Source organism: Aequorivita vitellina, from assembly GCF_022008365.1.
Classification (GTDB): domain Bacteria; phylum Bacteroidota; class Bacteroidia; order Flavobacteriales; family Flavobacteriaceae; genus Aequorivita; species Aequorivita vitellina.
Window position 1 is genome coordinate 13,946 of record NZ_JAIRBA010000001.1, and the last position, 25,046, is coordinate 38,991.

The 25,046-nt window shown below is 36.5% G+C and carries 27 protein-coding genes and 1 pseudogene; 25 read left to right on the forward strand and 3 right to left on the reverse strand.

The window, feature by feature from the left end:
• The first annotated feature begins 74 nt into the window (after nucleotides 1-74).
• From K8089_RS00055 to K8089_RS00070, 4 genes are read left to right on the forward strand one after another with little or no spacing between them, the layout of a single operon-like run.
• Nucleotides 75-1,388, forward strand: coding sequence for a UDP-glucose dehydrogenase family protein (locus tag K8089_RS00055; RefSeq protein WP_237601216.1), 1,314 nt, complete (start codon nucleotides 75-77; stop codon nucleotides 1,386-1,388).
• Nucleotides 1,385-2,371, forward strand: a complete 987-nt coding sequence (locus K8089_RS00060; RefSeq protein WP_237601217.1) for a UDP-glucuronic acid decarboxylase family protein — start codon at nucleotides 1,385-1,387, stop codon at nucleotides 2,369-2,371. The genes K8089_RS00055 and K8089_RS00060 overlap by 4 nt, the downstream gene beginning before the upstream one ends.
• Before the next feature lie 5 nt (nucleotides 2,372-2,376).
• The gene (locus K8089_RS00065; RefSeq protein WP_237601218.1) at nucleotides 2,377-3,729 is read left to right on the forward strand and encodes an exopolysaccharide biosynthesis polyprenyl glycosylphosphotransferase; all 1,353 of its coding nucleotides are present in this window, start codon (nucleotides 2,377-2,379) and stop codon (nucleotides 3,727-3,729) included.
• A gap of 1 nt (nucleotide 3,730) precedes the next feature.
• Complete coding sequence (locus K8089_RS00070; RefSeq protein ID WP_237601219.1) at nucleotides 3,731-4,510, forward strand: glycosyltransferase family 2 protein; 780 nt, start codon at nucleotides 3,731-3,733, stop codon at nucleotides 4,508-4,510.
• Here the strand turns inward: K8089_RS00070 and K8089_RS00075 are convergent.
• Entirely contained in the window at nucleotides 4,507-5,826 is a 1,320-nt protein-coding gene (locus K8089_RS00075; protein ID WP_237601220.1) for a phenylacetate--CoA ligase family protein, read from the reverse strand. The two genes, K8089_RS00070 and K8089_RS00075, sit on opposite strands and share 4 nt — an antisense overlap.
• A 67-nt stretch (nucleotides 5,827-5,893) precedes the next feature.
• Between K8089_RS00075 and purD the strand changes: the two genes are divergently transcribed.
• Nucleotides 5,894-7,165, forward strand: a complete 1,272-nt coding sequence (gene purD, locus K8089_RS00080; protein ID WP_237601221.1) for a phosphoribosylamine--glycine ligase — start codon at nucleotides 5,894-5,896, stop codon at nucleotides 7,163-7,165.
• Between the two features lie 3 nt (nucleotides 7,166-7,168).
• Here the strand turns inward: purD and K8089_RS00085 are convergent, their stop codons facing one another.
• Nucleotides 7,169-7,396: a DUF6341 family protein gene (locus K8089_RS00085; RefSeq protein WP_237601222.1), complete on the reverse strand. Its 228-nt coding sequence runs from the start codon at nucleotides 7,394-7,396 to the stop codon at nucleotides 7,169-7,171.
• Nucleotides 7,397-7,437: 41 nt separating this feature from the next.
• Here K8089_RS00085 and K8089_RS00090 point away from each other — a divergent pair, with 41 nt between their 5' ends.
• The 6 genes and pseudogenes from K8089_RS00090 to K8089_RS00115 all read left to right on the forward strand — a co-directional run bounded on the left by K8089_RS00090 (nucleotide 7,438) and on the right by K8089_RS00115 (nucleotide 12,200).
• Nucleotides 7,438-8,391, forward strand: coding sequence for a DUF6427 family protein (locus K8089_RS00090; protein ID WP_237601223.1), 954 nt, complete (start codon nucleotides 7,438-7,440; stop codon nucleotides 8,389-8,391).
• A complete protein-coding gene (locus K8089_RS00095; RefSeq protein WP_237601224.1) occupies nucleotides 8,388-9,029 on the forward strand; it encodes a hypothetical protein in 642 nt (213 codons plus the stop codon). Before K8089_RS00090 ends, K8089_RS00095 begins: the two co-directional genes overlap by 4 nt.
• Before the next feature lie 177 nt (nucleotides 9,030-9,206).
• Nucleotides 9,207-9,325: pseudogene (locus K8089_RS00100) on the forward strand (DUF6364 family protein); the annotation flags it as partial.
• Between the two features lie 62 nt (nucleotides 9,326-9,387).
• A complete protein-coding gene (locus K8089_RS00105; RefSeq protein WP_237601225.1) occupies nucleotides 9,388-10,422 on the forward strand; it encodes a DNA adenine methylase in 1,035 nt (344 codons plus the stop codon).
• A gap of 80 nt (nucleotides 10,423-10,502) precedes the next feature.
• Nucleotides 10,503-11,111, forward strand: coding sequence for a DUF4254 domain-containing protein (locus K8089_RS00110; protein ID WP_237601226.1), 609 nt, complete (start codon nucleotides 10,503-10,505; stop codon nucleotides 11,109-11,111).
• Between the two features lie 54 nt (nucleotides 11,112-11,165).
• The gene (locus K8089_RS00115) at nucleotides 11,166-12,200 is read left to right on the forward strand and encodes a glycosyltransferase family 9 protein (protein WP_237601227.1); all 1,035 of its coding nucleotides are present in this window, start codon (nucleotides 11,166-11,168) and stop codon (nucleotides 12,198-12,200) included.
• Between the two features lie 85 nt (nucleotides 12,201-12,285).
• Here K8089_RS00115 and K8089_RS00120 read toward each other — a convergent pair whose 3' ends face one another.
• Nucleotides 12,286-13,326: a ferredoxin--NADP reductase gene (locus tag K8089_RS00120; RefSeq protein ID WP_237601228.1), complete on the reverse strand. Its 1,041-nt coding sequence runs from the start codon at nucleotides 13,324-13,326 to the stop codon at nucleotides 12,286-12,288.
• Between the two features lie 281 nt (nucleotides 13,327-13,607).
• Here K8089_RS00120 and porW point away from each other — a divergent pair, with 281 nt between their 5' ends.
• From porW to K8089_RS00190, 14 genes are all read left to right on the forward strand, one after another.
• Nucleotides 13,608-16,157, forward strand: coding sequence for a type IX secretion system periplasmic lipoprotein PorW/SprE (gene porW, locus K8089_RS00125; protein WP_237601229.1), 2,550 nt, complete (start codon nucleotides 13,608-13,610; stop codon nucleotides 16,155-16,157).
• Nucleotides 16,158-16,201: 44 nt separating this feature from the next.
• The gene (locus K8089_RS00130; RefSeq protein WP_237601230.1) at nucleotides 16,202-16,663 is read left to right on the forward strand and encodes a bactofilin family protein; all 462 of its coding nucleotides are present in this window, start codon (nucleotides 16,202-16,204) and stop codon (nucleotides 16,661-16,663) included.
• A gap of 23 nt (nucleotides 16,664-16,686) precedes the next feature.
• Nucleotides 16,687-16,908 carry an AtpZ/AtpI family protein gene (locus tag K8089_RS00135; RefSeq protein ID WP_237601231.1) on the forward strand — a complete coding sequence of 74 codons (222 nt, stop codon included), beginning with the start codon at nucleotides 16,687-16,689 and terminating at the stop codon, nucleotides 16,906-16,908.
• Complete coding sequence (locus K8089_RS00140) at nucleotides 16,905-17,309, forward strand: hypothetical protein (protein ID WP_237601232.1); 405 nt, start codon at nucleotides 16,905-16,907, stop codon at nucleotides 17,307-17,309. Before K8089_RS00135 ends, K8089_RS00140 begins: the two co-directional genes overlap by 4 nt.
• Before the next feature lie 118 nt (nucleotides 17,310-17,427).
• Nucleotides 17,428-18,516, forward strand: coding sequence for a F0F1 ATP synthase subunit A (gene atpB / locus K8089_RS00145; protein WP_237601233.1), 1,089 nt, complete (start codon nucleotides 17,428-17,430; stop codon nucleotides 18,514-18,516).
• 32 nt (nucleotides 18,517-18,548) lie between these two features.
• Complete coding sequence (gene atpE / locus K8089_RS00150; protein WP_237601234.1) at nucleotides 18,549-18,752, forward strand: ATP synthase F0 subunit C; 204 nt, start codon at nucleotides 18,549-18,551, stop codon at nucleotides 18,750-18,752.
• An 80-nt stretch (nucleotides 18,753-18,832) separates the two neighbouring features.
• A complete protein-coding gene (locus K8089_RS00155; RefSeq protein WP_237601235.1) occupies nucleotides 18,833-19,324 on the forward strand; it encodes a F0F1 ATP synthase subunit B in 492 nt (163 codons plus the stop codon).
• A 6-nt stretch (nucleotides 19,325-19,330) separates the two neighbouring features.
• Nucleotides 19,331-19,867 (forward strand): ATP synthase F1 subunit delta, encoded by a 537-nt coding sequence (gene atpH / locus K8089_RS00160; RefSeq protein ID WP_237601236.1) that lies wholly within the window; start codon nucleotides 19,331-19,333, stop codon nucleotides 19,865-19,867.
• A 93-nt stretch (nucleotides 19,868-19,960) separates the two neighbouring features.
• Nucleotides 19,961-21,541: a F0F1 ATP synthase subunit alpha gene (gene atpA / locus K8089_RS00165; protein ID WP_237601237.1), complete on the forward strand. Its 1,581-nt coding sequence runs from the start codon at nucleotides 19,961-19,963 to the stop codon at nucleotides 21,539-21,541.
• A 77-nt stretch (nucleotides 21,542-21,618) separates the two neighbouring features.
• Nucleotides 21,619-22,494, forward strand: a complete 876-nt coding sequence (gene atpG / locus K8089_RS00170; RefSeq protein ID WP_237601238.1) for an ATP synthase F1 subunit gamma — start codon at nucleotides 21,619-21,621, stop codon at nucleotides 22,492-22,494.
• Nucleotides 22,495-22,600: 106 nt separating this feature from the next.
• Nucleotides 22,601-23,134: an outer membrane beta-barrel protein gene (locus K8089_RS00175; RefSeq protein ID WP_237601239.1), complete on the forward strand. Its 534-nt coding sequence runs from the start codon at nucleotides 22,601-22,603 to the stop codon at nucleotides 23,132-23,134.
• 86 nt (nucleotides 23,135-23,220) lie between these two features.
• Nucleotides 23,221-23,730 (forward strand): hypothetical protein, encoded by a 510-nt coding sequence (locus tag K8089_RS00180; protein ID WP_237601240.1) that lies wholly within the window; start codon nucleotides 23,221-23,223, stop codon nucleotides 23,728-23,730.
• 2 nt (nucleotides 23,731-23,732) lie between these two features.
• Nucleotides 23,733-24,098, forward strand: coding sequence for a cupin domain-containing protein (locus K8089_RS00185; RefSeq protein WP_237601241.1), 366 nt, complete (start codon nucleotides 23,733-23,735; stop codon nucleotides 24,096-24,098).
• A 3-nt stretch (nucleotides 24,099-24,101) separates the two neighbouring features.
• Nucleotides 24,102-25,043 carry a 2-hydroxyacid dehydrogenase gene (locus K8089_RS00190; RefSeq protein ID WP_237601242.1) on the forward strand — a complete coding sequence of 314 codons (942 nt, stop codon included), beginning with the start codon at nucleotides 24,102-24,104 and terminating at the stop codon, nucleotides 25,041-25,043.
• Nucleotides 25,044-25,046 lie beyond the last annotated feature (3 nt).

Genomic DNA, 25,046 nt, shown 5'->3' on the forward strand with positions numbered 1-25,046 from the left:
AAACACCGCCACAGGTTGTACCGAACATCACTCAATAAAGGGTGTTGGGGCGAAATCTAAAAGCGGGGATAATTATGAAAATTTCAGTGATAGGAACGGGCTACGTTGGCCTTGTAACGGGAACTTGTTTAGCCGAAACAGGGAACGAAGTAGTATGTGTAGATATAGACAAAGCGAAGGTGGAGAAAATGCGCAATGGCGAAGTACCCATCTACGAGCCCCATTTAGATGTTCTTTTTGAACGAAATATAAAGGCCAATCGGTTAAAATTTACAACCAATCTAGATGAAGGTTTGGACCACGGCGAAATTATTTTTCTTGCGCTTCCAACGCCCGAAGACGAAGATGGTTCTGCAGATTTATCGTATGTTTTAAATGTTTCTGAAGAAATAGGAAAAAAAATTAAAGAATATAAAGTAATTGTAGACAAGAGCACGGTACCAGTTGGTACTGCGGAAAAAGTTCGCACTATAATTGCAAAAAATGCAACATGTGAATTTGATGTAATTTCCAATCCTGAATTTCTTCGTGAAGGTTTTGCGGTAGACGATTTTATGAAACCTGAACGCATCATTGTGGGTTCAAGTAGCGAAAGAGCGACAGCACAAATGAAGAAGCTTTACAGCCCATTTGTTCGCTCCGGAAATCCAATAATTGTAATGGATGAAAAGTCGGCTGAACTTACAAAATACGCCTCCAACTCATTCTTGGCAGCCAAAATTACATTTATGAACGAAATTGCCAACTATTGTGAAAAAGTAGGAGCCGATGTTGATATGGTTCGCGCTGGAATGGGCACCGATAGCCGTATTGGCAGACGTTTTCTTTTTCCGGGAATTGGTTATGGAGGCTCTTGTTTTCCGAAAGATGTAAAAGCCCTCAAAAAGGCTGGAAAGGACGAAAATTACGATTTTAAAATTTTGAATTCTGTAATAGAAGTTAATGCGGCTCAAAAAACAATATTGTTGCCCAAAATTGAAGCCTATTTCAACAATAATTTAAAAGGAAAAACAATCGCAATTTGGGGATTGGCATTTAAACCTGAAACAGACGATATACGCGAAGCACCATCAATTGATATGATGGAAGCACTGCTTAAAAAAGAAGTAAATTTGCAGGTTTTTGATCCTGAAGCAATGCAAAATATTGAAAAACGTTTTGGAAATAAATTAAAATACGCAACGGCTATGTACGAAGCTTTAGAAGAAGCTGATGCACTGCTAATCTGTACCGAATGGAGTATTTTCCGTACCCCAGATTACAAAAAACTGAAAGACCTTTTAAAAAATCCAGTTATTTTTGACGGTAGGAATTTATACAATGTAAATGATATGGAAACAGAAGGGTTTACCTATGTTTCCGTTGGTAGAAAGGCAGTGAATTTATGAAAAAACGCGTCTTAATTACAGGTGCCGCCGGCTTTTTAGGTTCGCATCTTTGCGATAAGTTTATAGCCCAAGATTTTCATGTAATTGGAATGGACAACCTAATTACAGGCGACCTTAAAAACATTGCTCATCTTTTTAAGTTGGAATCTTTTGAATTCTATCATCACGATGTTACTAAGTTTGTTCACGTTCCCGAAAAGGTGGACTATATTCTTCATTTTGCATCGCCAGCAAGCCCAATTGATTATTTAAAAATACCAATTCAAACCTTAAAGGTTGGATCTTTAGGAACGCACAATCTGCTAGGATTAGCCAGAGAAAAAAACGCCAGAATCTTAATTGCATCAACCTCTGAAGTTTATGGAGACCCCTTGGTGCATCCACAAACCGAGGAATATTTCGGAAACGTTAATACCATTGGGCCTCGCGGGGTTTATGATGAAGCTAAACGCTTTCAAGAATCAATTACCATGGCATATCATAGATTTCATGGGTTAGAAACGCGAATTGCCCGTATATTTAACACCTATGGTCCAAGGATGCGACTCAACGATGGTCGTGTTATTCCAGCTTTTATTGGGCAATCCTTGCGCGGAGAAAACTTAACCGTTTTTGGCGATGGATTGCAAACGCGTTCTTTCTGTTATGTAGATGATCAGGTGGAAGGACTCTACCGTTTATTATTGAGCGATTATCCATTACCAATAAATATTGGCAATCCCGAAGAAATTACCATCCTCGATTTTGCGAAAGAAATAATTAAATTAACCGGCACACAACAAAAAATAGTCTATAAGCCATTACCACAAGACGACCCAATGCAGCGTGAGCCAGATATTTCGAAAGCGAAAGAAATATTAGATTGGCAACCTATGGTTTCAAGAGAAGAGGGAATGCGAAGAACATTCGAATATTTTAAAAATCTATCGAAGGAAGAATTGACTAAAAGTGAACACAAAGATTTTTCAAAGCACAATAAATAAGTAAAATGTTTAAAAGCGGAAGATACTCTGGTTTGTTACGGCCTATTTCATATGGAATAGATCTCCTATTTATTCATTTTTTTGCATTTGAATTTTTTGGGCAACCTTTTCCTTACTTCAACTATGTAATTTATTTAACTATTGCTTGGTTGCTACTTTCCACGCGTTCGGGTTTCTATGAAATTTATCGGTTTACGCATCTCTCAAAAATTATGTCGCTTATTGGCAAACAAGGTATCGTCTTTGTATTAATTGTATTTTCCTTTTTTGGTTTTTACAATGAGCTTCCTACTTCAGCTTCAACCATTTTTAAATATATTTTTTTAGTAATGCTCTGCGTTACTTTTATGAAATTGAGCGTCTTCTTTTTGCTCAAAAAGTATCGCTTGCATCTTGGCGGCAACGTTAGAAAAGTAGTAATTATAGGCCTTAACCAAAAGACTGAATTACTGCGAAAATTCTTTACAGACAATCCGGTTTATGGATATAAACTCTACAAAACCTTCGATTTAAAAGGGCCCAACAAAGTTACAATAGAGGAATGTATGGATTACATTATGAAAGAAAACATAGATGAGGTCTATTCTTCGGTTGCTGAAATTGGCAATAAAGACCTTATCAAACTAATTGATTTTGTGGATAACAACCTCAAAATTTTGAAATTCCTTCCAGATAATAAAGAGATTTACAGCAAAAAACTAGACTTTTCCTACTACGGAGTGCTGCCTATTCTTTCTATGCGAAAAATACCGATAGACGAGCCATTCAATAAGTTTTTAAAACGAAGTTTTGATATTGTTCTTTCGCTTTTAATTATCGTTGGCATTCTATCTTGGTTAACTCCCTTACTGGGCTTACTAATAAAACTTGAATCTAAAGGCCCGGTTTTTTTCAAACAAAAAAGAAATGGTTTAGACTATAAAGAATTTTATTGTTATAAATTTAGAAGCATGATTCCAAATCCTATGGCGCATCTTCATCAAATTAGAAAGGGTGATGAGCGCGTAACTAAGGTAGGAAGGATTATTAGAAAAACGAGTATTGATGAATTGCCACAGTTTATCAACGTGCTTAAGGGAGAAATGTCTGTTGTTGGGCCACGACCCCATATGGTGAGCCACACACATATGTATGCAGAAAGAATAGATAAGTTTATGGTGCGCCATTTTATTAAACCCGGAATTACAGGATTGGCACAAGTAAGTGGTTTTCGTGGCGAAGTAGAAGATGACAATCATATTATCAACCGGGTAAAGTTTGATATTTTTTATCTTGAAAACTGGAGCCTTTTTCTCGATATAAAAATAGTTTTTCAAACTATTTTCAATGCTATTAGAGGAGAGGAAAAAGCATATTAAGGTGAAAGAAAATCCACTTGTATCAGTGATAATGCCCGTCTACAATTCTTCAAAATTTGTTAAGACAGCTATTGAAAGTGTGCTTGCTCAAGTTTACACGCATTGGGAATTAATTATTGTTGATGACGCCTCTACCGATGATACTTCTGCAATTGTTGAAAAATTAGCTGCTGCACATTCAAAAATTAGGTTTTTAAAACTAACGGCCAATCAAGGTCCAGGTTATTGTAGAAATAAAGCCACAGAAATGGCTCGCGGAGCGTATATAGCATTTCTTGATTCTGACGACCTTTGGGAACGCGAAAAGTTATTGATTCAAATAAATTTTATGCGTAAAAATAACTGTGCTGTTTCGTTTACCAGTTATCTTCATATAGATGAAATTGGAAAATTACTGAAGAAACGAATTAAAGCCATGCCCATACTTTCTTATAAAAAACAACGCAGCAATAATTATATTGGTAATTTAACCGGTATGTATCACGCAGCTTCCTTAGGAAAAATTAAATCTCCAGAAATACCAAAAAGACAAGATTGGGCTCTGTGGCTAGAAGCTATTAAAAGAAGTAAAAAACCAGCCCACGGAATTGTTCAAGATTTAGCATTTTACAGAATTAGAAAAGATTCTGTAAGTGCAAATAAAGTGGAACTTTTAAAACACAATTTTAATTTTTATAAAAACCATCTTGGCTATTCAATCCCTATTTCAATCTATTTTATGAGTTGCTTTTTATGGGAATATTTCTTCGTTCGCCCAAAATATATTGAAACTTTAAACTAGATAGTACCAGGTTGCACCAAAGAGACAAATTGTTTTAGTTTGCCGTTTTTACTTCGTTTTAAAACCTCAAACCGCTCAAAAGTAATCTTTAAATCCTTTTCTAAATATTCCGTAATTGACTTTTGAATTTCTAACTTTTCGTGCGTTTTAAGCTCTTTAGTTGCAACATACTTAATTTTAAAAGTATCCAATTTGGTTTGCTCAATTACAAATTCCTTTATATTTCCATCGTTGGAGATTATGGTTTTTGTAACGTAATAAAAGGTAAGACCCGGCACTACTTTCCCGCTTGGTAGCCTTGCAAAATCGTTGGTTCTGCCTAATAATCTTTTTAAAATGGGGCGTTTGCTGGTGCTAGTACTACTTAAAACACCAATGTCTCCAATATCATAGCGTATCATTGGGTGCGCCTTATTATACAATGCGGTAATTATAATTCGGCCTGAACTCCCCAAAGGAACTGTTCTGTTATTTTCATCGAGAATTTCAACAAAAACCTCTTCGCTATTCACAATTAATTCGCCATTATTATCGGCAAAAGCAATTAAGCCAAATTCTGACGCTCCATATTCGTCGATCACTGGGACACCAAAAGCACTTTCCATCAATAATTTGTCATCCTCAAAAAGCATCTCGCTTGTTACAATGCAGTATTTTAAAGTAGGACAAACTTGATTTAAAATTAGGTTCTTGTCGCTCAAAAACCTTGCAAATCGGACGATGGAGCTCGTATATCCGTTAATGTAATCAAACTTTTTACGTTTAAAAACTTTCAGAATTTCTTCCAATTTGTTTGTTGAAAGATCAAAGATTGGAAAACGGTAGCGACTTCCTAAAAAATCTTTAAATCGCTCCTTATAATAGCCTGTAAAATTTAACGGTATGCCGTAAAATCTGGCCTGTAATGATGCGCTTAGATCAATCCCTATACTTGCATAACTGTCTATAAATTTTGCCCATGTTAAAGCGTGACAATATTTGTCTTTTGCAAAAATAAAAGGCGTGCCACTAGAGCCTGAAGTTTTACTAATATAAATAGATTTTTTACTGAAATTTTTAGAAAGTCTATCTGCTAATGGTTGCTGAAGATCGCTTTTAGTCATAACGGGAATAGCGTCCCAATCAGCAATATTTGTTTCAATAAATTTTCTATAGAACGGATTATTTTGAATATGATATTGAACTATTTCAGCACGTTTATTTTTAATATATGCTTCAAATTCATTTTCAGGAATTTGTTGAATCTCCGAAAGCTTTCTTTTAGCTTCGGCAATTGGAAAACCATTAAATTTCAATGTATTTTCAAACAAATTCATTTTATAAAATATTAGGGTGTCAATTTACAAACAATTATTTTTGACACCGAAACAAAACATTTCAATTATGAACATCTTAATTCTTGGTTCTGGTGGGCGCGAACATACATTTGCATACAAAATATCGCAGAGCAAACGCTGCACTAAACTTTTTGTAGCTCCCGGTAACGCCGGCACTGCGGCTATTGCAACAAATGTATCACTAAATGTAACCAATTTTGAAGCAGTGAAAAACTGTGTTGTTGACAATACTATTGAAATGGTAGTTGTTGGTCCCGAAGATCCTTTGGTGCAGGGAATAGCCAATTATTTTGCCGAAACTCCAGAGCTGAAAGATGTAATGCTTATTGGCCCTTCAAAAAGAGGTGCATTGCTTGAAGGCAGCAAAGAACGCGCAAAGGAGTTTATGATGCAGCACAACATTCCCACGGCGGCATACGAGAGTTTTACAGCGAAATCTTTAGACGCAGGAAAGCTATTTTTGGAAAATTTGAATCCTCCCTATGTCTTAAAAGCTGACGGATTGGCTGCTGGAAAAGGGGTTTTAATTTTAAACGATTTAGCTGAAGCAAAGCAAGAACTTGAAAATATGTTGACGCACAGCAAATTTGGCGAAGCAAGTTCAAAAGTAGTTATCGAAGAATTTTTAGATGGAATTGAACTCAGCGTTTTTGTTTTAACTGATGGTAAAAACTACAAAGTGCTTCCTACGGCCAAAGATTACAAACGCATTGGCGAAGGCGATACAGGGTTGAATACGGGTGGAATGGGTGCCATTTCGCCTGTACCGTTTGCAGATGAAGTACTGATGAAAAAAATTGAAGACCGCATTGTAAAACCAACGGTTAATGGCCTTGCTAAAGAGTCCATAGACTATAAAGGGTTTGTATTTATAGGTTTGATAAAGGTGAATAATGAACCTTATGTTATTGAGTACAATGTGCGAATGGGCGATCCCGAAACCGAAGTTGTGCTTCCGCGCATAAAAACCGATTTGATAGATTTATTTGAAGCTACCTATCACCAAAAATTGAACGATATTAGTATTGAAATTGATGAAAGAGCAGCTACAACGGTAATGTTGGTTTCTGGCGGTTATCCGGAAGCTTATGAAAAAGGCAAAGAAATTTTAGGGTTAGAATTAGTGGAGGGTTCTACTGTTTTTCACGCTGGCACAAAGTCTGAAAATGGAAAAATACTAACCAACGGGGGGCGCGTATTGGCAGTAACCTCCTTAGATGCCGATTTCAAGAAAGCACTAAAAAAATCCTACCAAAATATAGAAAAACTATCTTTTGATAGGATGCAGTATCGTACCGATATAGGCTTCGACCTTTAGAAATTAAGGGTTTTCGTCGTATGTGTAAGTTACTTCGGTATTTTCATTAAAGTCTCTTAATTTGCCAAGCCAATAAATAAATGCCGCAGCACCAATAAGTAAAAATATCCAAGAAACAATATTGGCTAACCACCAACTGTCAAGCTCTAACTTCATTAAAGCATCGTAGGGTATAAATAGAAAATCTTCAAAAAGGGAAGCTATTCCTTCCCAAAAACCTTTCCAAGTCATATCTTTAATCTTTAGAAGACAAAAATATAAAATTACCCCGTATGCTAACAAGCTTTTTTGGAAAATCTAACCCAATAAACTATTTAATTCTTGGTATTTTTCTAGTAGTTGCTTATTTGTATGCCGAAATTTCTCAGAATACTGTAGCTATTTCACTTTCAAGCATTTTCCATCACCTATTTTTTATGCTAATTAGTGTGCTGGGAATGTTACTTTTAGACTTTATTATCCGGAAAAACCAGCTGACAAAAAACAATACGTTTGCTATTTTTTTCTACAGCTGTTTTATGGTAATGCTCCCTATTATTTTTCTTCAATATAAAATTATACTCGCTAATGCATTTCTGCTGCTAGCATTGCGAAGAATAATGAGCTTGCGGAGCGATAAAAATTCAATGAAAAAAATACTCGATACCAGTCTATGGATTACTGTAGCTGCCTTATTTTACTTTTGGAGCCTGTTATTTTTTATCCCTCTTTGGATCGCAATTATTCAAAAACCAAACAGCAATTACAAACAAATGTTAGTGCCCTTTGTTGGGTTTTTCACGATTTTAATTTTAAATACGGCCTATCAGCTACTAGCAAATAATTCATTTGCTTGGCTTTTTAATTGGAAAGAGGAAATCGGTTTAGATTTTTCGGCTTATAATTCGCTTTCAATTTTAATTCCCATTACCATTATTTTGGCATTTTATATTTGGACGGGTTTTTATCGCATTTTTAAAATTCCTGCATTGCCCTTAAAGGAAAAACCAAATTTCATATTGCTGTTGTATGTAAGTCTTACGACCTTATTTATAGCGCTGGGTTCACCCGACAAAACAGGTGCCGAAGTGCTTTTTGTTTTAGCGCCGGTTTCAATTATTAGTGCTAATTATATTGAAAGTAATTATAAAAATTGGGATCGCAGTAACGATGCTTCAGAGTTTTGGTTTAAGGAAATTATGCTGTGGTTGGTTGTACTTTTACCATTTGTATTTTTGTTTTTATGAAACTGAATCTTCAAAATATTGAAAGCGAACTTAAAAAACGACACCCGTATTCTTACAAATGGTTTCGAAAACAAAACGATGTGTGGGATAATTACACAAATTTTATCTACCAAACCGTTAGCTGGGATATACTTATTCAGAAAATTGCTGCTGTGGCAGAAACACGAAAACTGAACAAGCATCACATTTTTCAATATGCCGCAAACCGCTGGTACAATTTCTGGAGCGCTCAAGCTGTGGAACAAATTTTTACTGAAATTGACGGCATTGAACCCGTGATTGAAACCAAAGATTCTGAAAAGGATTTTTATCTCTTCGGAATTCCTTTTGACCATAAAACATCGGTCTTTCCGAAGAAATTTCAGAACACATTTGAATATGCAAAAAGCCATAAAGTAGCACTGATTGAATGGTTTTACAATAACCAAAGTACTCAAAAGCGACACCATTTTAAAAACCGCCTTTTTATAGTGGTTTATGACAAAAATGGGCAGCATTGGAAATTAAAAGCAGAAATTTCAATACTTAAAAATGCCATTCAAAAATATGTTGCTACTTTCCGGCCGGAGCAACTTCATTCCCTTACTTTTGCTAGCCAACAAAAAACTTTTAGCGATATTATTTGGGTTGAAAAGTGAGTAGCGCTGGCTGAGCTTTCCTTTATTTTTTGCCTCATTCTCAAAAATTGGCCGTAATATTATCCTGTACAATATAAAGCAAGTAGTTCGTTTAAAAATTTTTACACGTGCACAAATTTTAAATCTGCACGTGTGTTTAAAATATTTTATATTTGAAATGTTTAAATTCATATTATCATGAACACTAAACTCACCCTAACAATAGAGAAAGAAGTTATTGAAAAGGCAAAAAAATATGCCAAGCAAAAAGGAAGAAGTCTCTCGACCTTGTAGAAAATTATTTTAAGACCATTACAATAAGCAATTCTAACTCCCGAGATGTATTTAAACACGCTTCCAAAGTCTTAAATTTTTTAATTTGAACTACATAGGCTCCAAACATAAACTCTCCAATTTCATTTTTGAAACGGTTGCCGAAATTTGCGGAAATGATCTTTCACAAAAGGTGTTTTGTGATTTATTTGCAGGTACCGGAATTGTAGGTAGAATCTTTAAACCTCACGTTAAACAAGTAATTGCGAACGACGTAGAATATTACAGTTTTGTTTTAAACCGAAATTACATCGGTAATTTTATTGATTTCAATTATGAAGATTTACTAAATAAATTGAACGCATTAAAAGGCGAAAAAGGCTTCGTTTTCGAAAATTATTCCGAAGGAGGAAAAGCCGGAAGAAACTATTTTACTTCAGAAAACGGGCAGAAAATTGACGCGGTTCGTATTGAAATTGAGAAATGGAAAAAAACCTCAAAAATAACAGAAGATCAATATTTCTTTTTGCTCGCTTCATTATTGGAAAGTGCCGATAAAGTGGCGAATACGGCTTCGGTTTACGGTGCTTATTTAAAGCACATTAAAAAATCGGCAGCAAAAACGATGGTAATTCAACCAGCAATTACCAAAAAGGATTTGTTTTCTGAAGAGTTGCCCTTTCAAAAAAACCAAATTTTTCAAAAGGATGCCAACCAACTTATCAAGGAAATTAAAGGCGATATTCTGTATTTAGACCCGCCGTACAATGCGCGTCAATACGGTGCCAACTATCATTTGCTAAATACTATCGCAAAATATGATACCTTTGTGCCAAAGGGGAAAACTGGCTTGCGCGATTACTACAAAAGTGATTGGTGCAAAACAGGCGAAGTGCTAAAAAGTTTTGAAGAATTAATTGAAAACGCACAATTTTCCTATATTTTCCTGAGTTACAATAACGAAGGATTAATGAGTCAAAAAGAAGTGCAAACGGTAATGGAACGCTTCGGAAAATATACTTTGAAAACCAAAAAATACCAACGTTTTAAAGCAGACAAAACCGAAAACCGAAACCACAAAGCCACTGAAACTTTTGAATATTTACATATTTTAGAAAAGCATTTTGGCTCCGCTCAATGATGAGAACGCGACTTTCGGTCACTTAGCGGAGCCGAAGTGAGCCGAGGACACAAATAAATAATAACAATAAATTATAAATAATGTTTAGCGATAAAGCCAACAAAATCTTCGCAGAAGTAATAGACAAGTATCACGAGGTAAATTCCGTGGACCAACCTTTTAACAATCCGTACGATAAAGACAGTCAGCTGATTGAGCATTTGCTATACCGAAAATGTTGGATAGATACAGTACAGTGGCATTATGAAGATATTATTCGCGACCCAAATATTGATCCGGTTGGGGCTTTAAAATTGAAACGACAAATAGACGCTTCCAATCAAGATCGCACAGATATGGTGGAGTATATTGACAGTTATTTTCTTGAAAAATTTAAAGATGTTGAAGTAAAGGAAAACGCCACTATCAACACCGAAAGCCCTGCTTGGGGAATTGATAGACTTTCAATTTTAGCTTTAAAAGTTTATCATATGAACGAAGAGGCAACTCGCACAGATGCTTCGCAAGAACATTTAATGGCCTGCAAAGCCAAGTTGAATATATTACTGGAACAACGCGTAGATTTAAGTACTGCAATCAATCAATTGCTTGACGATATTGCCCACGGCCGTAAATACATGAAAGTTTACAAACAGATGAAAATGTATAATGACGACGAGCTAAACCCAGTGCTTCGCGGTAAAAAATAGAGCTATTTTTATACCTAACAGATTTTCTAAACCTGTTAGGTTTTTAGAATTCCAATGTCTAAACCTTCACACATATTAGTAATTCGTCTCTCCGCAATGGGCGACGTAGCTATGACTGTGCCGGTGCTTCATATTTTGACGCAGACGTATCCCGAACTAAAAATTACAATACTTTCTCGTCCCTTTTTTAAACCTTTTTTTGAAGGAATTCCCAATCTCAATTTCTTGGAAGCCGATGTTTACGGCGAACATAAACGCTTCGGACTTATAAAACTGGCAAAGGAAGCGCAGGAACTTGGTATTGAAGCCGTAGCGGATCTTCACAACCTTATTCGTTCAAAAATAATAACGAAGTTTTTAAAGTTTAAAGGGCTAAAAACGGCTACAATCGATAAAGGTCGAGCAGAAAAAAAAGCTTTGATTGCTGCTGAAGGTGAAAACATTTCACAACTTAAAACTACACATCAGCGATATGCAGATGTTTTTGAAAAGCTCGGTTTTCCCATAGATTTAAAACAATTTACTCCTCCTGCAAGAAAACGATTGTCGCCAAAATTAAACGGTTTAATTGGGGTGGAACCAAAAAAATTAATTGGTATTGCGCCGTTTGCGGCTTATGAAAGTAAAATGTATCCGTTGGGTTTAATGGCCGAAGTGATTCGTGAATTAGATAGAAGTGAGAAATTTAGAATTTTTCTTTTTGGCGGAGGTAAAAAGGAAATAAAGCAACTTCAGCAACTTGAAAACCCTTTTGCCAACGTCACTAACGTGGCCGGAAAACTAAGTTTTGAAGAAGAACTCGCCCTGATTTCAAATTTAGATTTAATGCTTTCTATGGACAGTGGTAACGGTCATTTAGCGGCAATGTACGGTGTGCCAGTTGTAACGCTTTGGGGTGTAACACATCCGTATGCTGGCTTTGTGCCTTTCAATCAGCCGGAAAGCAATCAATTGGTTGCCGATCGCAAAATGTATCCGTTGATTCCTACTTCTGTTTATGGAAATAAGTTTCCAAAAGGGTATGATGATGCAATGAAAACTATTTTGCCCGAAATGGTTGTTTCGAAAATTAAAGAAACCTTACTGTAACTGATTATTAAATCGAACTCAAACTCCAAAGGTTTTAAAGCTTTTGGGGTCTAATTTCATCTCAGTGAGAGTTCCCCTTCGGGAGCTACACATCATCATAATCCACAACAACCTTTGCAGTTGTAGGATGCGCTTGACAGGTAAGTATTAAACCATCTGCAATTTCGGCTTCTGTGAGTATTTGGTTTTTGCGCATTTCGGCTTTTCCTTCTTTTAGACGAGCAATGCAGGTGCTGCAAATACCGCCTTGGCAGGAGTATGGCGGGTCTAAACCTTCGTCTAATGCGGCTTCAAGTATAGATTTGGTTTGTGGCATTTCAAAAACCTCTTCATCATCGTCTAAAACCACTGTGATACTGGTATTTCCATCGTGTTTTTCAACCAAAAGTCCTTTTTCAGCAGTGGAAAAAAGCTCGTGATGAATCTGTTTTGAATTAATACCATTGTGTTTCAACGTTGCGGAAACTTCATCAATCATCTGTTCGGGACCGCACAAATAAAATGCTTCAAAAACTGTTTGGTCGTATTTATTTTTCAAGTAAAAATTAACGAGGGAACGACCTATTCTTCCAAATTGTGCATCGTCCTCTTTTTCTCGGCTAAAGACAAATTCAACATTAAACCGCTTAGGAAATTTATCCTGTAACTGAACGATTTCGTCATAAAACATGGTTTCTACTTTTGTCTGGTTGCCGTAAATAAGTAGAAACGAACTTTGCGGCATTTCTTCCAAAGTACCTTTTATAAGTGAAAGTACAGGGGTAATTCCGCTACCAGCAGCAAACGCCACATAATTTTTTAGGTTGGGTTCCAGCGTAAATTTTCCGGTTGGCGGCATTACTTGTAATGTGTCGCCAGCTTTTAGTTGCGTATTGGCAAATTCTGAAAATGCGCCTTTTTCAACTTTTTTAATCCCAACCTTTAGCAAACCACTCTTTGGAGAAGAACAAATGGAGTATGCGCGTCGCAGCTCTTTTCCGTCTTTGTGATATTTTATAGTAATATATTGCCCCGCTTTAAAGGCAAAAGCATTTTTTAAGTTTTCAGGTATTTCAAAAGTAATGGAAACCGCATTTGGAGTTTCTTTTTTCACTTCGGAAACAGTAAGCGTATGAGAGTCGCTCATAATAATAATTTTTTTTGCAAAAGTACAAAGGAATTCAAGGAAACAAAGCTTCAACCGTTATAATGTGAAGCATTTTTTCGGCGTTTCATTAAGCAGATATTAAAAAGAAATGTATTTTTACCGCTCTATAGCGATTCTACATACTAAAATAGAACCTTTTAAGTTACAATAACATAGTAAACTTATAGTATTTTGAAAATGAAAGAATACTTAAATTTTCATATAATTAAAAACAGTGGAGCAGCGAATTCCATCTTTCAATAAAAGCATATAAAATATAGATGAAAGGCATATACAAAATTACCCTATTTATTCTCGCAGTTGTTTTTTTTGCAGCTTGTTCGCGCAAAAAAAACACCTTTTTAAGTCGCAACATTCAGGCGGTTACCACAGAATATAACACACTCTATAACGGCGAAATGGCTTTTACAGATGCCAAAGATCAACTGGCTTTTGGATTTCGCGATAATTTTTGGGAAATCCTTCCAGTAGAACGAATTGATGTTGAAGAAGCCGACACGAAAGCGCCCGGCGCCAATAAACAAGGAGGCGGAGGTTTTAACCGTGCCGAAGAAAAAGCTACAAAAGCAATTCAGAAACATTCCATGTATATTGATGGCAAGGAATACAACCCACAAATTGACGAGGCCTATATGTTGCTTGGGAAAGCCCGTTACTACGACGGTCGTTTTATTCCTGCTTTAGATGCTTTCAATTTTATTTTAGATCGCTATCCTACTAGCAATAATATAAACGTTGCTAAAGTTTGGAAAGCTAAAACTAACATTCGATTAAAAAATGAGGAATTCGCTATTGAAAACCTCAAAAAAATGTTCGATCAAGCCGAATTAACCGAAGAAGAAACCGCGGAAGGTGCTGCCATGATGGCACAGGCTTTTATAAACTTAGACTCGTTGCAACCAGCTTTAGATTATATTAAAATTGCAACCGAAAATGTTAATGACAACGAACTAAAAGGCAGATACACTTTTATTAAAGGTCAGCTTTACAACCGCTTAGGAGCAAAAGACAGTGCCAACCTTGCCTTTGAAGAAGTTATTGAAATGAATCGTAAAACCCCCAGAATCTACATGATTAATGCCTATTTAGAAAGAGGCAAAAATTTTGATTACGAAACGGGAGATCGCACTGCATTTTTAGAGCTGTTACAAGACCTTGAAAAGAATCGTGAAAACCGTCCGTTTTTAGATAAAATCTACAACCAGTTTGGCGATTATTATTACAATAGTGACAGCATTGCAACGGCCGTAAAATATTACAATAAATCTATCAAAGCTTTTAAGCAAGATAGAATACTTCAATCTGTAAATTACCAAACGCTAGCTCTCATCAATTTTGATGCTGCTGAGTATAGAAATGCAGGCGCATATTACGACAGCACACTCACATTTCTTCAAGAAAACAGCCGTCAATGGCGCCGCGTAAAGAAAAAACGTGAGAACCTTGACGACGTTATTAAATACGAAGAAATAGCCACCGCAAACGACAGCATCTTAAAGCTCACGAATATGAGCGAGGCAGAACAACTTGCTTTTTTCACTGAATACACCACAAAACTGAAGGCGCAAGCCGTAAAAGATTCGTTGGAAGCTGTAAAAATTGAAGAGAAAATTGCCAACAAAGAATTCTACGAAAAAGGGAAAACTTCAGCAGGGCCAAACAAAGGCAGTACGTTTTATTTTTACAATACGGCTACCGTTGCTTATGGAAAAGGAGAGTTTCGAAAAATTTGGGGCGACCGAAATTTAGAGGATAATTGGAGACTTTCAAGCAAGCGAAGTTCGTTAATTACACAGGACGAAGAGGTTGTTATCGATAAGCCAATTGCCGAAAATGAACTTTACAAACCGCAAACTTATATTGCCAAAATTCCTACAGAACAAAAGGTAATTGACAGTTTGGCAAAAGATAGAAATTTTGCATATTACCAACTAGGCTTGATTTACAAAGAAAAATTTAAAGAGTACAACCTTGCTGCAAACCGACTTGAAAAACTACTTACTTACAGACCTGAAGAGCGATTGGTAGTTCCGGCAAAATACAATTTGGTGAAGATTTATGAAATTTTGGAAAATCCTTCGGCTGCAGACAAACACAAAAATGACATATTAACAAATCACGCCGATACGCGTTACGCGGAGATTCTTCGCAATCCAAACTCACAATTACCAACAGACGAATCCAGTCCAGAATTTAAATACAAACAATTGTACAAAGAGTTTGAAGCTGCAAAGTATGCTTTGGTTATTCAAAAAAGCGACGATTATATTATGGTGTACAACGGCAATGATATAGTTCCAAAATTCGAACTTTTAAAAGCCACAGCAATAGGTCGCCAACAAGGTTTTGAAGCGTATAAGAAAGCGTTGAATTTTGTATCGCTAAACTACCCAAATAGTGAAGAAGGTAAACAAGCGCAACAAATATACAGCAATACTTTACCTGCATTGGCATTTACAGATTTTCAGACAGATGAAGAGTCTAAAAGTTGGAAACTTGTTTATAAATTCAACAGCGAAGAGAGTGAAGCCGCACAAAAATTAAAAGATAAACTTGAAAAAGCTATTAAAGATTACCATTACACAAATATGGTTACCTCTATAGACTACTATACGCCCGAAACTTTGTTTGTAATAGTGCACGGATTAAACACTAAACTGGGCGCGAAAGGCTTTGGCGATATTTTAAAAGAAAAGAAAGAATACAAAATAAAACATCCTTTCTTTGAGATATCTACCTCTAATTATAAAATTATTCAAATTCATAAAAATCTAAACGATTATTTAAAGCTTGATATAACTGAACAATAACAAACCCAACCACAGATTAGTAATTATTTTTAAAACCCACCACCATGTTTTCCGATAAAAAAGAAAAACGAATAAGCACCGAACCAGGATCCGCCCAAAATAGAATTAATGAAGGTACCAAGTTAAAGGGCGATGTTTCTTCCACTGGATTTTTCAGAATTGATGGCTCAGTTGACGGTAACGTTAAAACGCCTTCCAAAGTAGTTTTGGGAAAAACAGGAGTAATTATAGGAACGCTTATTTGTGAAAACGCAGATATTGAAGGCAAGTTTGAGGGTACGCTACACGTTTCGGGAACGCTAACTTTAAGAGCTTCAGCAGTAATTGAAGGCGATGTAACAGTGGGCAAATTATCTGTAGAACCTGGAGCCACATTAAATGCTTCTTGCGTAATGCAAAGTGGCAATTCTAAAAATCGAGCCGCAAGTACGCAAACAAATCTTGATACTGCAAAAGATACCCCATTTAACCGCCAATCGCAGATTAAAAAAGTTGCAGATTCATAATATAATATTAAAAATTACGGTCAATGTCGGATAACAACAATAACCTCCGTAAATGGGCTGTATTCTCCGGAATTGCAATACAGATGGGCGTAACAATTGGCATCGGGGTTTTTGCCGGCAATAAACTTGACGAGATTTACCCGAATCAATATTCTGCTTACACCATTATTTTTTCACTTTTAGGTGTCTTTATTGCGCTCTACGCTGTAATAAAACAGCTTCAAAATATGAATAAAAAAGATTGAAAATTTTGAAATCAGATACGTTTTATTTCCTTCCCGCCCTTTTGGTTTTAGTTACAGTACCGCTTTATTTTATTCAAAAGTTAGTGGTAAATAGCCTGGCGGATAGTTATACTTTTTATTATTCTGTAAGTAATATATATGTATTTCATTTTGTAGTTACGCTTATTATTTTGTCGGTTCTATATTTTGTTAGTAAAAAAGCCCCTAATTATACTGGATTTACATTTTTAGGATTCGTCTTACTCAAGATGATTGCCGCAATTGTATTTTTAATTCCGCTTATAAAAATGGAAGCCGTTTCAAAAATTCCAGATTTCGTTTCGTTTTTTGCTCCTTATTTTCTATATCTTTTTCTTGAAATTGTACTTACTATTAGGCTTTTACGTCAATCTACTACTTAGGCGAACTCAATTATTTTCAGAAAAATAAAACATTCGCACTTACCCCCTTTTTTATGTCGTTAAAAGTTGTACTTTTGCACAAATTTTAACGAGCACAATATTTTATAGTTATTAACATATGAGGCTTACTCAAACACTTATCGGTAGCTTAGCATTAATTATTTTTTTATTGATGCCTTTTTCAGGTACCGCATCGGACCCAAACCCAGGAGAGGGTGACGGGAAATTTGACCCCAAGGAATTGATTAATAGTCACGTGTGGGATTCGCATGAATTTCATATCGCCGACTGGTCTGGGCACCCCATAACCTTGGCTTTACCTGTTATTCTTTGGACAGAAAATGGGCTCACTATTTTTCCATCGTCAGAATTTCACCATGACAATACGGGTACAACAGTAGTTGAAGCTAATGGCCAACAGTTTGTTAAATACCGCGAACACATATTTTACGCAGATCGATTTGATCAAGAAAAATTTGAAGCGGCTAGCACTATGGGGCGACCTTTTTTATACGAAGATAGACCATTAGATTTCTCTATTACTAAAACCGTGTTTTCCATGATTTTAGTTTCACTTCTCTTGATTCTTATATTTGGTTTTGCCGCACGTTCATATAAAAAGAATAAACGAGCACCTAAAGGTATTTCCGGTCTTTTAGAGCCAATCATTCTTTTTGTTCGTGATGAAATTGCACTACCTAACATAGGTGATAAATATCAAAAATACATGCCGTTGTTGTTAACCATCTTTTTCTTTATATGGTTAAATAACCTTATTGGGCTTATTCCATTTTTCCCGTTTAGCGGAAACGTAACCGGAAACATCATCTTTACCTTAGTAATGGCGGTTATTGTTTTTATCGTGACAATTTTTAGTGGAAACAAGTATTACTGGAAACACATCCTTACGCCAGATGTACCAAAAGCATTATACCCTATTATGATTCCGATAGAAATTATCGGGATGTTTACAAAACCCTTTGCACTTATGGTTCGTTTATTCGCGAACATTACTGCTGGGCATATTATAATTTTGAGCCTTGTTGGCTTGATATTTATTTTCGAAACTGCCGCCATATCACCGGTGTCAATAGCATTTGTACTTTTCATGAGTGTGTTGGAACTTTTAGTTGCCGCACTACAAGCTTATGTATTTACATTACTTGCGGCGCTGTTTATTGGTCAAGCAGTGGAGGAACATCATTAATTATTGTTTAATTATTTTTAAAAGTTTCAATTATGACAGGAACATTAGCAGCAGTAGGAGCAGGATTGGCCGTAATCGGTGCCGGAATTGGTATTGGTAGAATTGGAGGTTCAGCAATGGACGCAATCGCAAGACAGCCAGAAGCTACAGCAAAAATTCAAACCGCAATGATTATTGCAGCAGCCCTTGTTGAGGGTGTTGCACTTTTCGCAGTGGTTGTGGCATTGATTGCCTAATTTTTAAAACACAACATTTCGTGGCGGTTGGCCACGAGATGTTGTTTTAAACAAAATAGTTTTTTAAAAAATAGTATCTAATGAATATAGTAGCACCAGAGAGTTTAATATTTTGGACAACCATCATATTTTTATTGCTTTTGTTTCTTTTGCGAAAATTTGCTTGGAAGCCAATTTTAGGCGCTGTAAGATCGCGCGAATCTTCAATTAACGATGCATTAGAAGCCGCCGAAAAAGCCAAGCTTGAAATGCAAAATATGCATGCAGACAATGAAAAATTGTTGCAAGAAGCGCGAGCAGAACGCGAGGCAATGATGAAAGAAGCACGCGAATTGAAAACCAAAATGATTAACGATGCCAAAGAAGATGCTAAGCTTGAAGCCGACAAAATGGTCGCACAAGCTCAAGCCGCAATTGAAAGCGAAAAGAAAGCTGCAATTGCCGAGTTAAAGCAACAGGTTGCAAGCCTTTCTTTAGACATTGCAGAGAAAGTTGTAAAACACGAACTTTCAGACAGCGACAAGCAAATGAAGCTTGTGAACGAAATGTTGGGTGAAGCCAAATTAAACTAATTTTCAATGAGCAGAGCAGCAACAAGATACGCGAAAGCAATTTTGCAGAAAGCAAACGAAAACAACACTGAAGCAGTTGTTTTTGGCGATATGCAATCTGTTTACAAAACTATTGAAGACAGCCGCGAATTACGAGCGGTGCTTCAAAGCCCCGTAATTAAAGCCAACGATAAAAAAGATGCTTTGCTGAAAATTTTCAGTAAACAATCTGAGGCAACGCATGCGCTAATCAATATTTTAGTAGCTAATAAACGTGCCCCCCTATTAAGTAATGTTGCCAAAAGCTATATAGACATTTACAACGACCAACAAGGCGTGAAAAAAGCAACCGTAATTACTGCAGTGCCACTTTCCCCCGAAATGGAAACGAAAGTACTTGCAAAAGTAACCGAACTAACAGGTAGCAAAAAAGTAACACTCAATAGCGAAATTGATCCAGAAATAATTGGCGGATTTATTCTTAGAATGGGCGATACACAATATAACGCAAGCATTGCTAACCAGTTAGGAAATTTAAAAAGAGAATTTAGTAAATCAATATAATTGCAAGCATGCAATTTAGTGCATGCTATTAAATATCATTACAGAATTGGGTTTAGTCTAACGTCTAAAATCTAACATTTAATATCAAAAAAAATGGCAGAAGTAAAACCAGCTGAAGTATCAGCAATATTAAAGCAACAACTTACAGGCTATGAAGCAACCGCTTCCCTGGATGAAGTAGGAACTGTATTGACCGTGGGTGACGGTATTGTTCGTGCATACGGACTTTCAAACGCACAATACGGCGAATTGGTAGCCTTTGAAAGCGGTCTTGAAGGTATTGTATTGAACCTTGAAGAAGATAACGTAGGTATTGTACTTTTAGGTCCTTCAAAAGAAATTAAAGAAGGTTCAACCGTTAAACGTACCCAGCGTATTGCTTCGCTTAAAGTAGGTGAAGGCATCGTTGGTCGTGTGGTAAACACCTTGGGGCAACCTATTGATGGTAAAGGTCCAATTACTGGTGAAACTTACGAAATGCCATTGGAGCGTAAAGCTCCTGGGGTTATTTACCGTCAACCGGTAACTGAACCATTACAAACAGGTATTAAGTCTATCGATGCAATGATTCCCGTAGGCCGTGGTCAACGTGAACTTGTAATTGGAGACCGTCAAACAGGTAAATCTACCGTTTGTATCGATACCATTATTAATCAAAAAGAATTTTACGACGCAGGGAAGCCTGTTTACTGTATTTATGTTGCAATCGGTCAAAAAGCATCTACGGTAGCAAACATTGCAAACGTTTTAGAAGAAAAAGGCGCAATGGCTTACACTACTATTGTAGCTGCTAACGCATCAGATCCTGCACCTATGCAAGTTTATGCTCCTTTCGCTGGTGCTGCAATTGGCGAATACTTCCGCGATACAGGTCGACCAGCATTGATTATTTACGATGATCTTTCTAAGCAAGCAGTAGCATACCGTGAAGTTTCGCTTTTGTTACGTCGCCCACCAGGACGTGAAGCTTACCCTGGAGACGTTTTCTTCTTGCACTCAAGATTGTTAGAGCGTGCCGCTAAGGTAATTGCAGATGACGACATTGCAAAAGAAATGAACGACCTTCCAGAATCTTTAAAAGGAATTGTAAAAGGAGGAGGTTCTTTAACTGCACTTCCTATTATTGAAACCCAAGCAGGAGACGTTTCGGCTTATATTCCTACAAACGTTATTTCAATTACAGACGGCCAGATTTTCCTTGATGGAGATTTGTTTAACGCAGGGGTTCGTCCAGCTATTAACGTAGGTATTTCGGTATCGCGTGTGGGTGGTAACGCACAGATTAAATCGATGAAAAAAGTAGCAGGTACTTTAAAACTAGATCAAGCAGCATTCCGTGAATTGGAAGCATTCGCAAAATTTGGTTCCGATTTAGATTCTGCAACTTTAAATGTTATTGAAAAAGGAAAACGAAACGTTGAAATATTAAAGCAATCTGAAAATGATCCGTACACGGTAGAAGATCAAATTGCGGTAATCTATGCAGGTTCCAAAAACTTGATGCGCAATGTTCCAGTAGAAAAAATTAAAGAATTTGAAAGAGATTATCTTGAAATGCTAAACGTTAAGCATAGAGATACTTTGGATAACTTAAAAGCAGGAAAACTTACTGATGATGCAATTGATGTAATGACAACAGTTGCTGCAGATCTTTCTGCAAAATATAAAAAGTAAAATTCTCCGTTTTCTCTGTGTCTTTGTGATTATTTTTTACCACAAAAACACAGAGAACTCAGAGTTAATTGAAAAACATGGCGAATCTTAAGGAAATTAGAAACAGAATATCATCCGTCAGTTCAACGATGCAGATTACCAGTGCCATGAAAATGGTTTCTGCTGCAAAATTGAAAAAGGCGCAGGACGCAATTACAGCAATGCGACCTTATTCTGAAAAACTTACAGAACTTTTACAAAACCTTAGCGCTACTCTTGATGCCGATACTGGCAGCAAGTATTCAGACCAACGCGAGGTGAACAAAATTTTAGTAGTTGCCATTACCAGTAATCGTGGTTTGGCAGGAGCGTTTAATAACAACATCATTAAACAATCTCGTAACCTTGCATTAAATACATACGCTGGAAAGCAAGTGGATTTTATGACGCTCGGTAAAAAAGGAAACGATATTCTTAAGAAAACAGGATCGATTTTAGAAAATAACAACGATATTTTTGACGATCTCTCTTTTGATACTACTTCAGAAATTGCTGAAAAATTGATGCTTCTTTTTTCAGAAGGTAAGTATGATAAAATTGTGTTGGTTTACAACAATTTTAAAAATGCAGCTACGCAAATAGTAATGACCGAACAGTTTTTGCCTATTTTACCTCCAAAACCTGTTGAGGGAAAAGAAACAAAAGCTAACGATACGTTCTATATATTCGAACCTTCAAAAGAAGAAATTGTTGAAGCATTAATTCCGAAGAGTTTAAAAACCCAATTGTTTAAAGCACTTCGCGACAGTGTGGCAAGCGAGCACGGCGCCCGTATGACGGCAATGCACAAAGCAACCGATAACGCAACAGAGCTTCGCGATTCATTAAAGCTTCAATACAACAAAGCACGTCAAGCTGCTATTACCAATGAAATCCTCGAGATTGTTGGTGGTGCAGAAGCGTTGGCTGGATAGCTTCGAGCTACGCTCAGACAATAAATAATATAAACCCCAAAGGTGTTAAAGACCTTTGGGGTTTTTCCTTTTGTTTTTTTAAGTATCTTCATTTCAAAATATAAATATGAAGAAAGCAATAATTTTGGCTCTATTTCTAATGAGTACATTTACCTATTCTCAAATTCAAAAAGGTGAAATGTTGCTCTCCGTTGCAGTCTCGCCATACCCTACCACCACTAATAACGAAAACGATTTTGGCGCATTGGGAATAACCAGTATTGAGTTTTTCGTTTTCAAAAATATATCGTTTTCCGGAAGTTTCTCCACTTCAAACAATACGCTTTTTAAGAATAATAGCGATGTTACAATCCATTCCTACGGCTTCATTCCGTCAATTCATTATTATTTCGTGAATAAGGAAAAATGGAATGTTTTCGCACAAACGGGCTATGGCTACGGATTTGAGGATCAAACCCAGGGAAATATTCAAAATAGTGCACTAACAATTTTTAATATTGGCGCTGGAGCCCATTATAAAATTGGGAAGGATTGGTTTCTGAAATTACTTCTCCCCTATTTCGATGCAAATAATCTTACATTAAATGTAGATGCAGCAAGCGGAGTCGCTGTATTCGTGGGAGCTGGTTTTAAACTGTAATTTATATTTTGAACGCGATAGATTTTTAGAACTGGCCAAGTTTTTTTGTACTATATTATTCGTAAATTTCGTGAATGATAAAAACGATGAAAACTTTAGGTATAATTTTTACGCTGCCCTTGTTCTTGTTTAGCTTGATAAACTGCGGCGGAACACAGAACACAAATATGGAAAAATCCTTGGTTCAAAATCCACCTTTCAAAATTACCGAAGCATATTACCAAAACTGGGTTGCTGGAATTAAAGAAGGTGGCTCAGGCACCAATGTACACATTGTTTTAAACGATTTGAAACCTGAGGTTACCATTAAAAATATCTATTTCAGAGAACAAATTTTAGAAGCAAAAAACACCGCAGCCACCCCCAATGAATTTGTAGGTTATTTAAGAGATGTGCAACGTGATATGGTAATGGATGCCGACCCATTAAAGGAAACTCAAAACACACCTCCAAAGCCATTTCCATTTCAGTTGGAGGAAAATCAAGCAGTGGTAGAATATCAGTTTGGCGGTAAAAATAATTATTACAAAATCACCAATCTATCACATAAAGATATGATTCCGTATCCGCAGGCCAACCCCAATCAACACGAGTAACTATGCAAGTTATTAATTTAAAACAGAAGTTTTCAACTTTCAAAAAACATTGGCATCCGCATCAAATAGCCGTTGTGGATAATATGCAAGTGCTTTTAGCAAAGTTGAAAGATGAATTTGTTTGGCACAAACACGAGGACGAAGACGAGTTGTTTTTTGTGCAAAAAGGCACATTGGAAATGCATTTTCGCGATAAAATAGAAATCGTTTCCGAAGGCGAAATAATTGTAGTTCCAAAGGGCGTGGAACATTGTCCAAAAACCCGAAATGGTGAAGAAGTACAGGTGCTTCTTTTTGAGAAAATTTCAACAAAACACACGGGTAATGTCAAGGTAAAAAAAACAGTTTCAGATTATCCTAAAATCTAAGTAATGAAAATTCTTCACCTCGATAGCAATCATCAACTTTTGCTGAAAATGCTGCGGGCGGCAGGATTTTCAAATGATGAAAATTATAAATCGTCAAAGTCTGAAATTGAAGAAATAATTTCAAATTACGACGGAATTGTAATCCGAAGTCGTTTCCATATTGACAAACAATTTCTCGATGCAGCCAGAAACTTAAAATTTATAGCTCGCGTTGGTGCTGGCCTGGAAAGTATAGATACAGATTACGCAGCGAAACGAGGCATTAAACTAATAGCGGCCCCCGAAGGCAATCGAAACGCTGTTGGCGAACATACGCTTGGGATGCTTCTTTCGCTATTCAACAACCTGAATAAAGCCGATAACGAGGTTAAAAATGGCTTGTGGAATAGAGAGGCGAACCGCGGGGTGGAGTTAGACGGGAAGACCGTGGGTATTATTGGTTATGGCAATATGGGCAAAGCGTTTGCGAAAAAACTTCGCGGTTTTGATTGCGAAGTTCTTTGTTACGATATAAAAGAAAAAGTGGGCGACGAAATTGCAACACAAGTTTCGTTAAAAGAATTTCAGCAAAGCGTAGATGTGCTGAGTCTTCATACGCCGTGGACGTCGCTGACTGACAAAATGATTAATTCAGAATTTATCAATTCATTTTCAAAATCGTTTTGGTTTATCAATACGGCTCGCGGCAAAAGTGTGGTGACGGCAGATCTTGTTTCAGCTTTAAAATCGAACAAAATATTAGGGGCCGGATTAGATGTTTTGGAATTTGAAAAGCTTTCTTTTGAAACTCTTTTTGATTCAGATAATTTGCCCAATTCACTGAAAGAATTGTTTGCGATGGACAATGTAATTTTAAGTCCGCATATTGCAGGTTGGACGGTGGAAAGCAAAGAAAAATTGGCAACGGTTATTGCTGAAAAAATAATTCAAAATTTCAAAAACTAATTA

Coding starts and splice junctions, on each gene's coding strand:
- atpA (WP_237601237.1), top strand. CDS start 19,961: ATGGCAGAAGTAAAACCAGCTGAAGTATCAGCAATATTAAAGCAACAA.
- K8089_RS00090 (WP_237601223.1), top strand. CDS start 7,438: ATGCTAACAAGCTTTTTTGGAAAATCTAACCCAATAAACTATTTAATT.
- K8089_RS00155 (WP_237601235.1), top strand. CDS start 18,833: ATGAATATAGTAGCACCAGAGAGTTTAATATTTTGGACAACCATCATA.
- atpG (WP_237601238.1), top strand. CDS start 21,619: ATGGCGAATCTTAAGGAAATTAGAAACAGAATATCATCCGTCAGTTCA.
- K8089_RS00135 (WP_237601231.1), top strand. CDS start 16,687: ATGTCGGATAACAACAATAACCTCCGTAAATGGGCTGTATTCTCCGGA.
- K8089_RS00115 (WP_237601227.1), top strand. CDS start 11,166: ATGTCTAAACCTTCACACATATTAGTAATTCGTCTCTCCGCAATGGGC.
- K8089_RS00120 (WP_237601228.1), bottom strand. CDS start 13,326: ATGAGCGACTCTCATACGCTTACTGTTTCCGAAGTGAAAAAAGAAACT.
- porW (WP_237601229.1), top strand. CDS start 13,608: ATGAAAGGCATATACAAAATTACCCTATTTATTCTCGCAGTTGTTTTT.
- atpH (WP_237601236.1), top strand. CDS start 19,331: ATGAGCAGAGCAGCAACAAGATACGCGAAAGCAATTTTGCAGAAAGCA.
- K8089_RS00190 (WP_237601242.1), top strand. CDS start 24,102: ATGAAAATTCTTCACCTCGATAGCAATCATCAACTTTTGCTGAAAATG.
- K8089_RS00095 (WP_237601224.1), top strand. CDS start 8,388: ATGAAACTGAATCTTCAAAATATTGAAAGCGAACTTAAAAAACGACAC.
- K8089_RS00180 (WP_237601240.1), top strand. CDS start 23,221: ATGAAAACTTTAGGTATAATTTTTACGCTGCCCTTGTTCTTGTTTAGC.
- K8089_RS00175 (WP_237601239.1), top strand. CDS start 22,601: ATGAAGAAAGCAATAATTTTGGCTCTATTTCTAATGAGTACATTTACC.
- K8089_RS00060 (WP_237601217.1), top strand. CDS start 1,385: ATGAAAAAACGCGTCTTAATTACAGGTGCCGCCGGCTTTTTAGGTTCG.
- K8089_RS00065 (WP_237601218.1), top strand. CDS start 2,377: ATGTTTAAAAGCGGAAGATACTCTGGTTTGTTACGGCCTATTTCATAT.
- atpB (WP_237601233.1), top strand. CDS start 17,428: ATGAGGCTTACTCAAACACTTATCGGTAGCTTAGCATTAATTATTTTT.
- K8089_RS00085 (WP_237601222.1), bottom strand. CDS start 7,396: ATGACTTGGAAAGGTTTTTGGGAAGGAATAGCTTCCCTTTTTGAAGAT.
- atpE (WP_237601234.1), top strand. CDS start 18,549: ATGACAGGAACATTAGCAGCAGTAGGAGCAGGATTGGCCGTAATCGGT.
- K8089_RS00075 (WP_237601220.1), bottom strand. CDS start 5,826: ATGAATTTGTTTGAAAATACATTGAAATTTAATGGTTTTCCAATTGCC.
- K8089_RS00055 (WP_237601216.1), top strand. CDS start 75: ATGAAAATTTCAGTGATAGGAACGGGCTACGTTGGCCTTGTAACGGGA.
- K8089_RS00185 (WP_237601241.1), top strand. CDS start 23,733: ATGCAAGTTATTAATTTAAAACAGAAGTTTTCAACTTTCAAAAAACAT.
- purD (WP_237601221.1), top strand. CDS start 5,894: ATGAACATCTTAATTCTTGGTTCTGGTGGGCGCGAACATACATTTGCA.
- K8089_RS00110 (WP_237601226.1), top strand. CDS start 10,503: ATGTTTAGCGATAAAGCCAACAAAATCTTCGCAGAAGTAATAGACAAG.
- K8089_RS00130 (WP_237601230.1), top strand. CDS start 16,202: ATGTTTTCCGATAAAAAAGAAAAACGAATAAGCACCGAACCAGGATCC.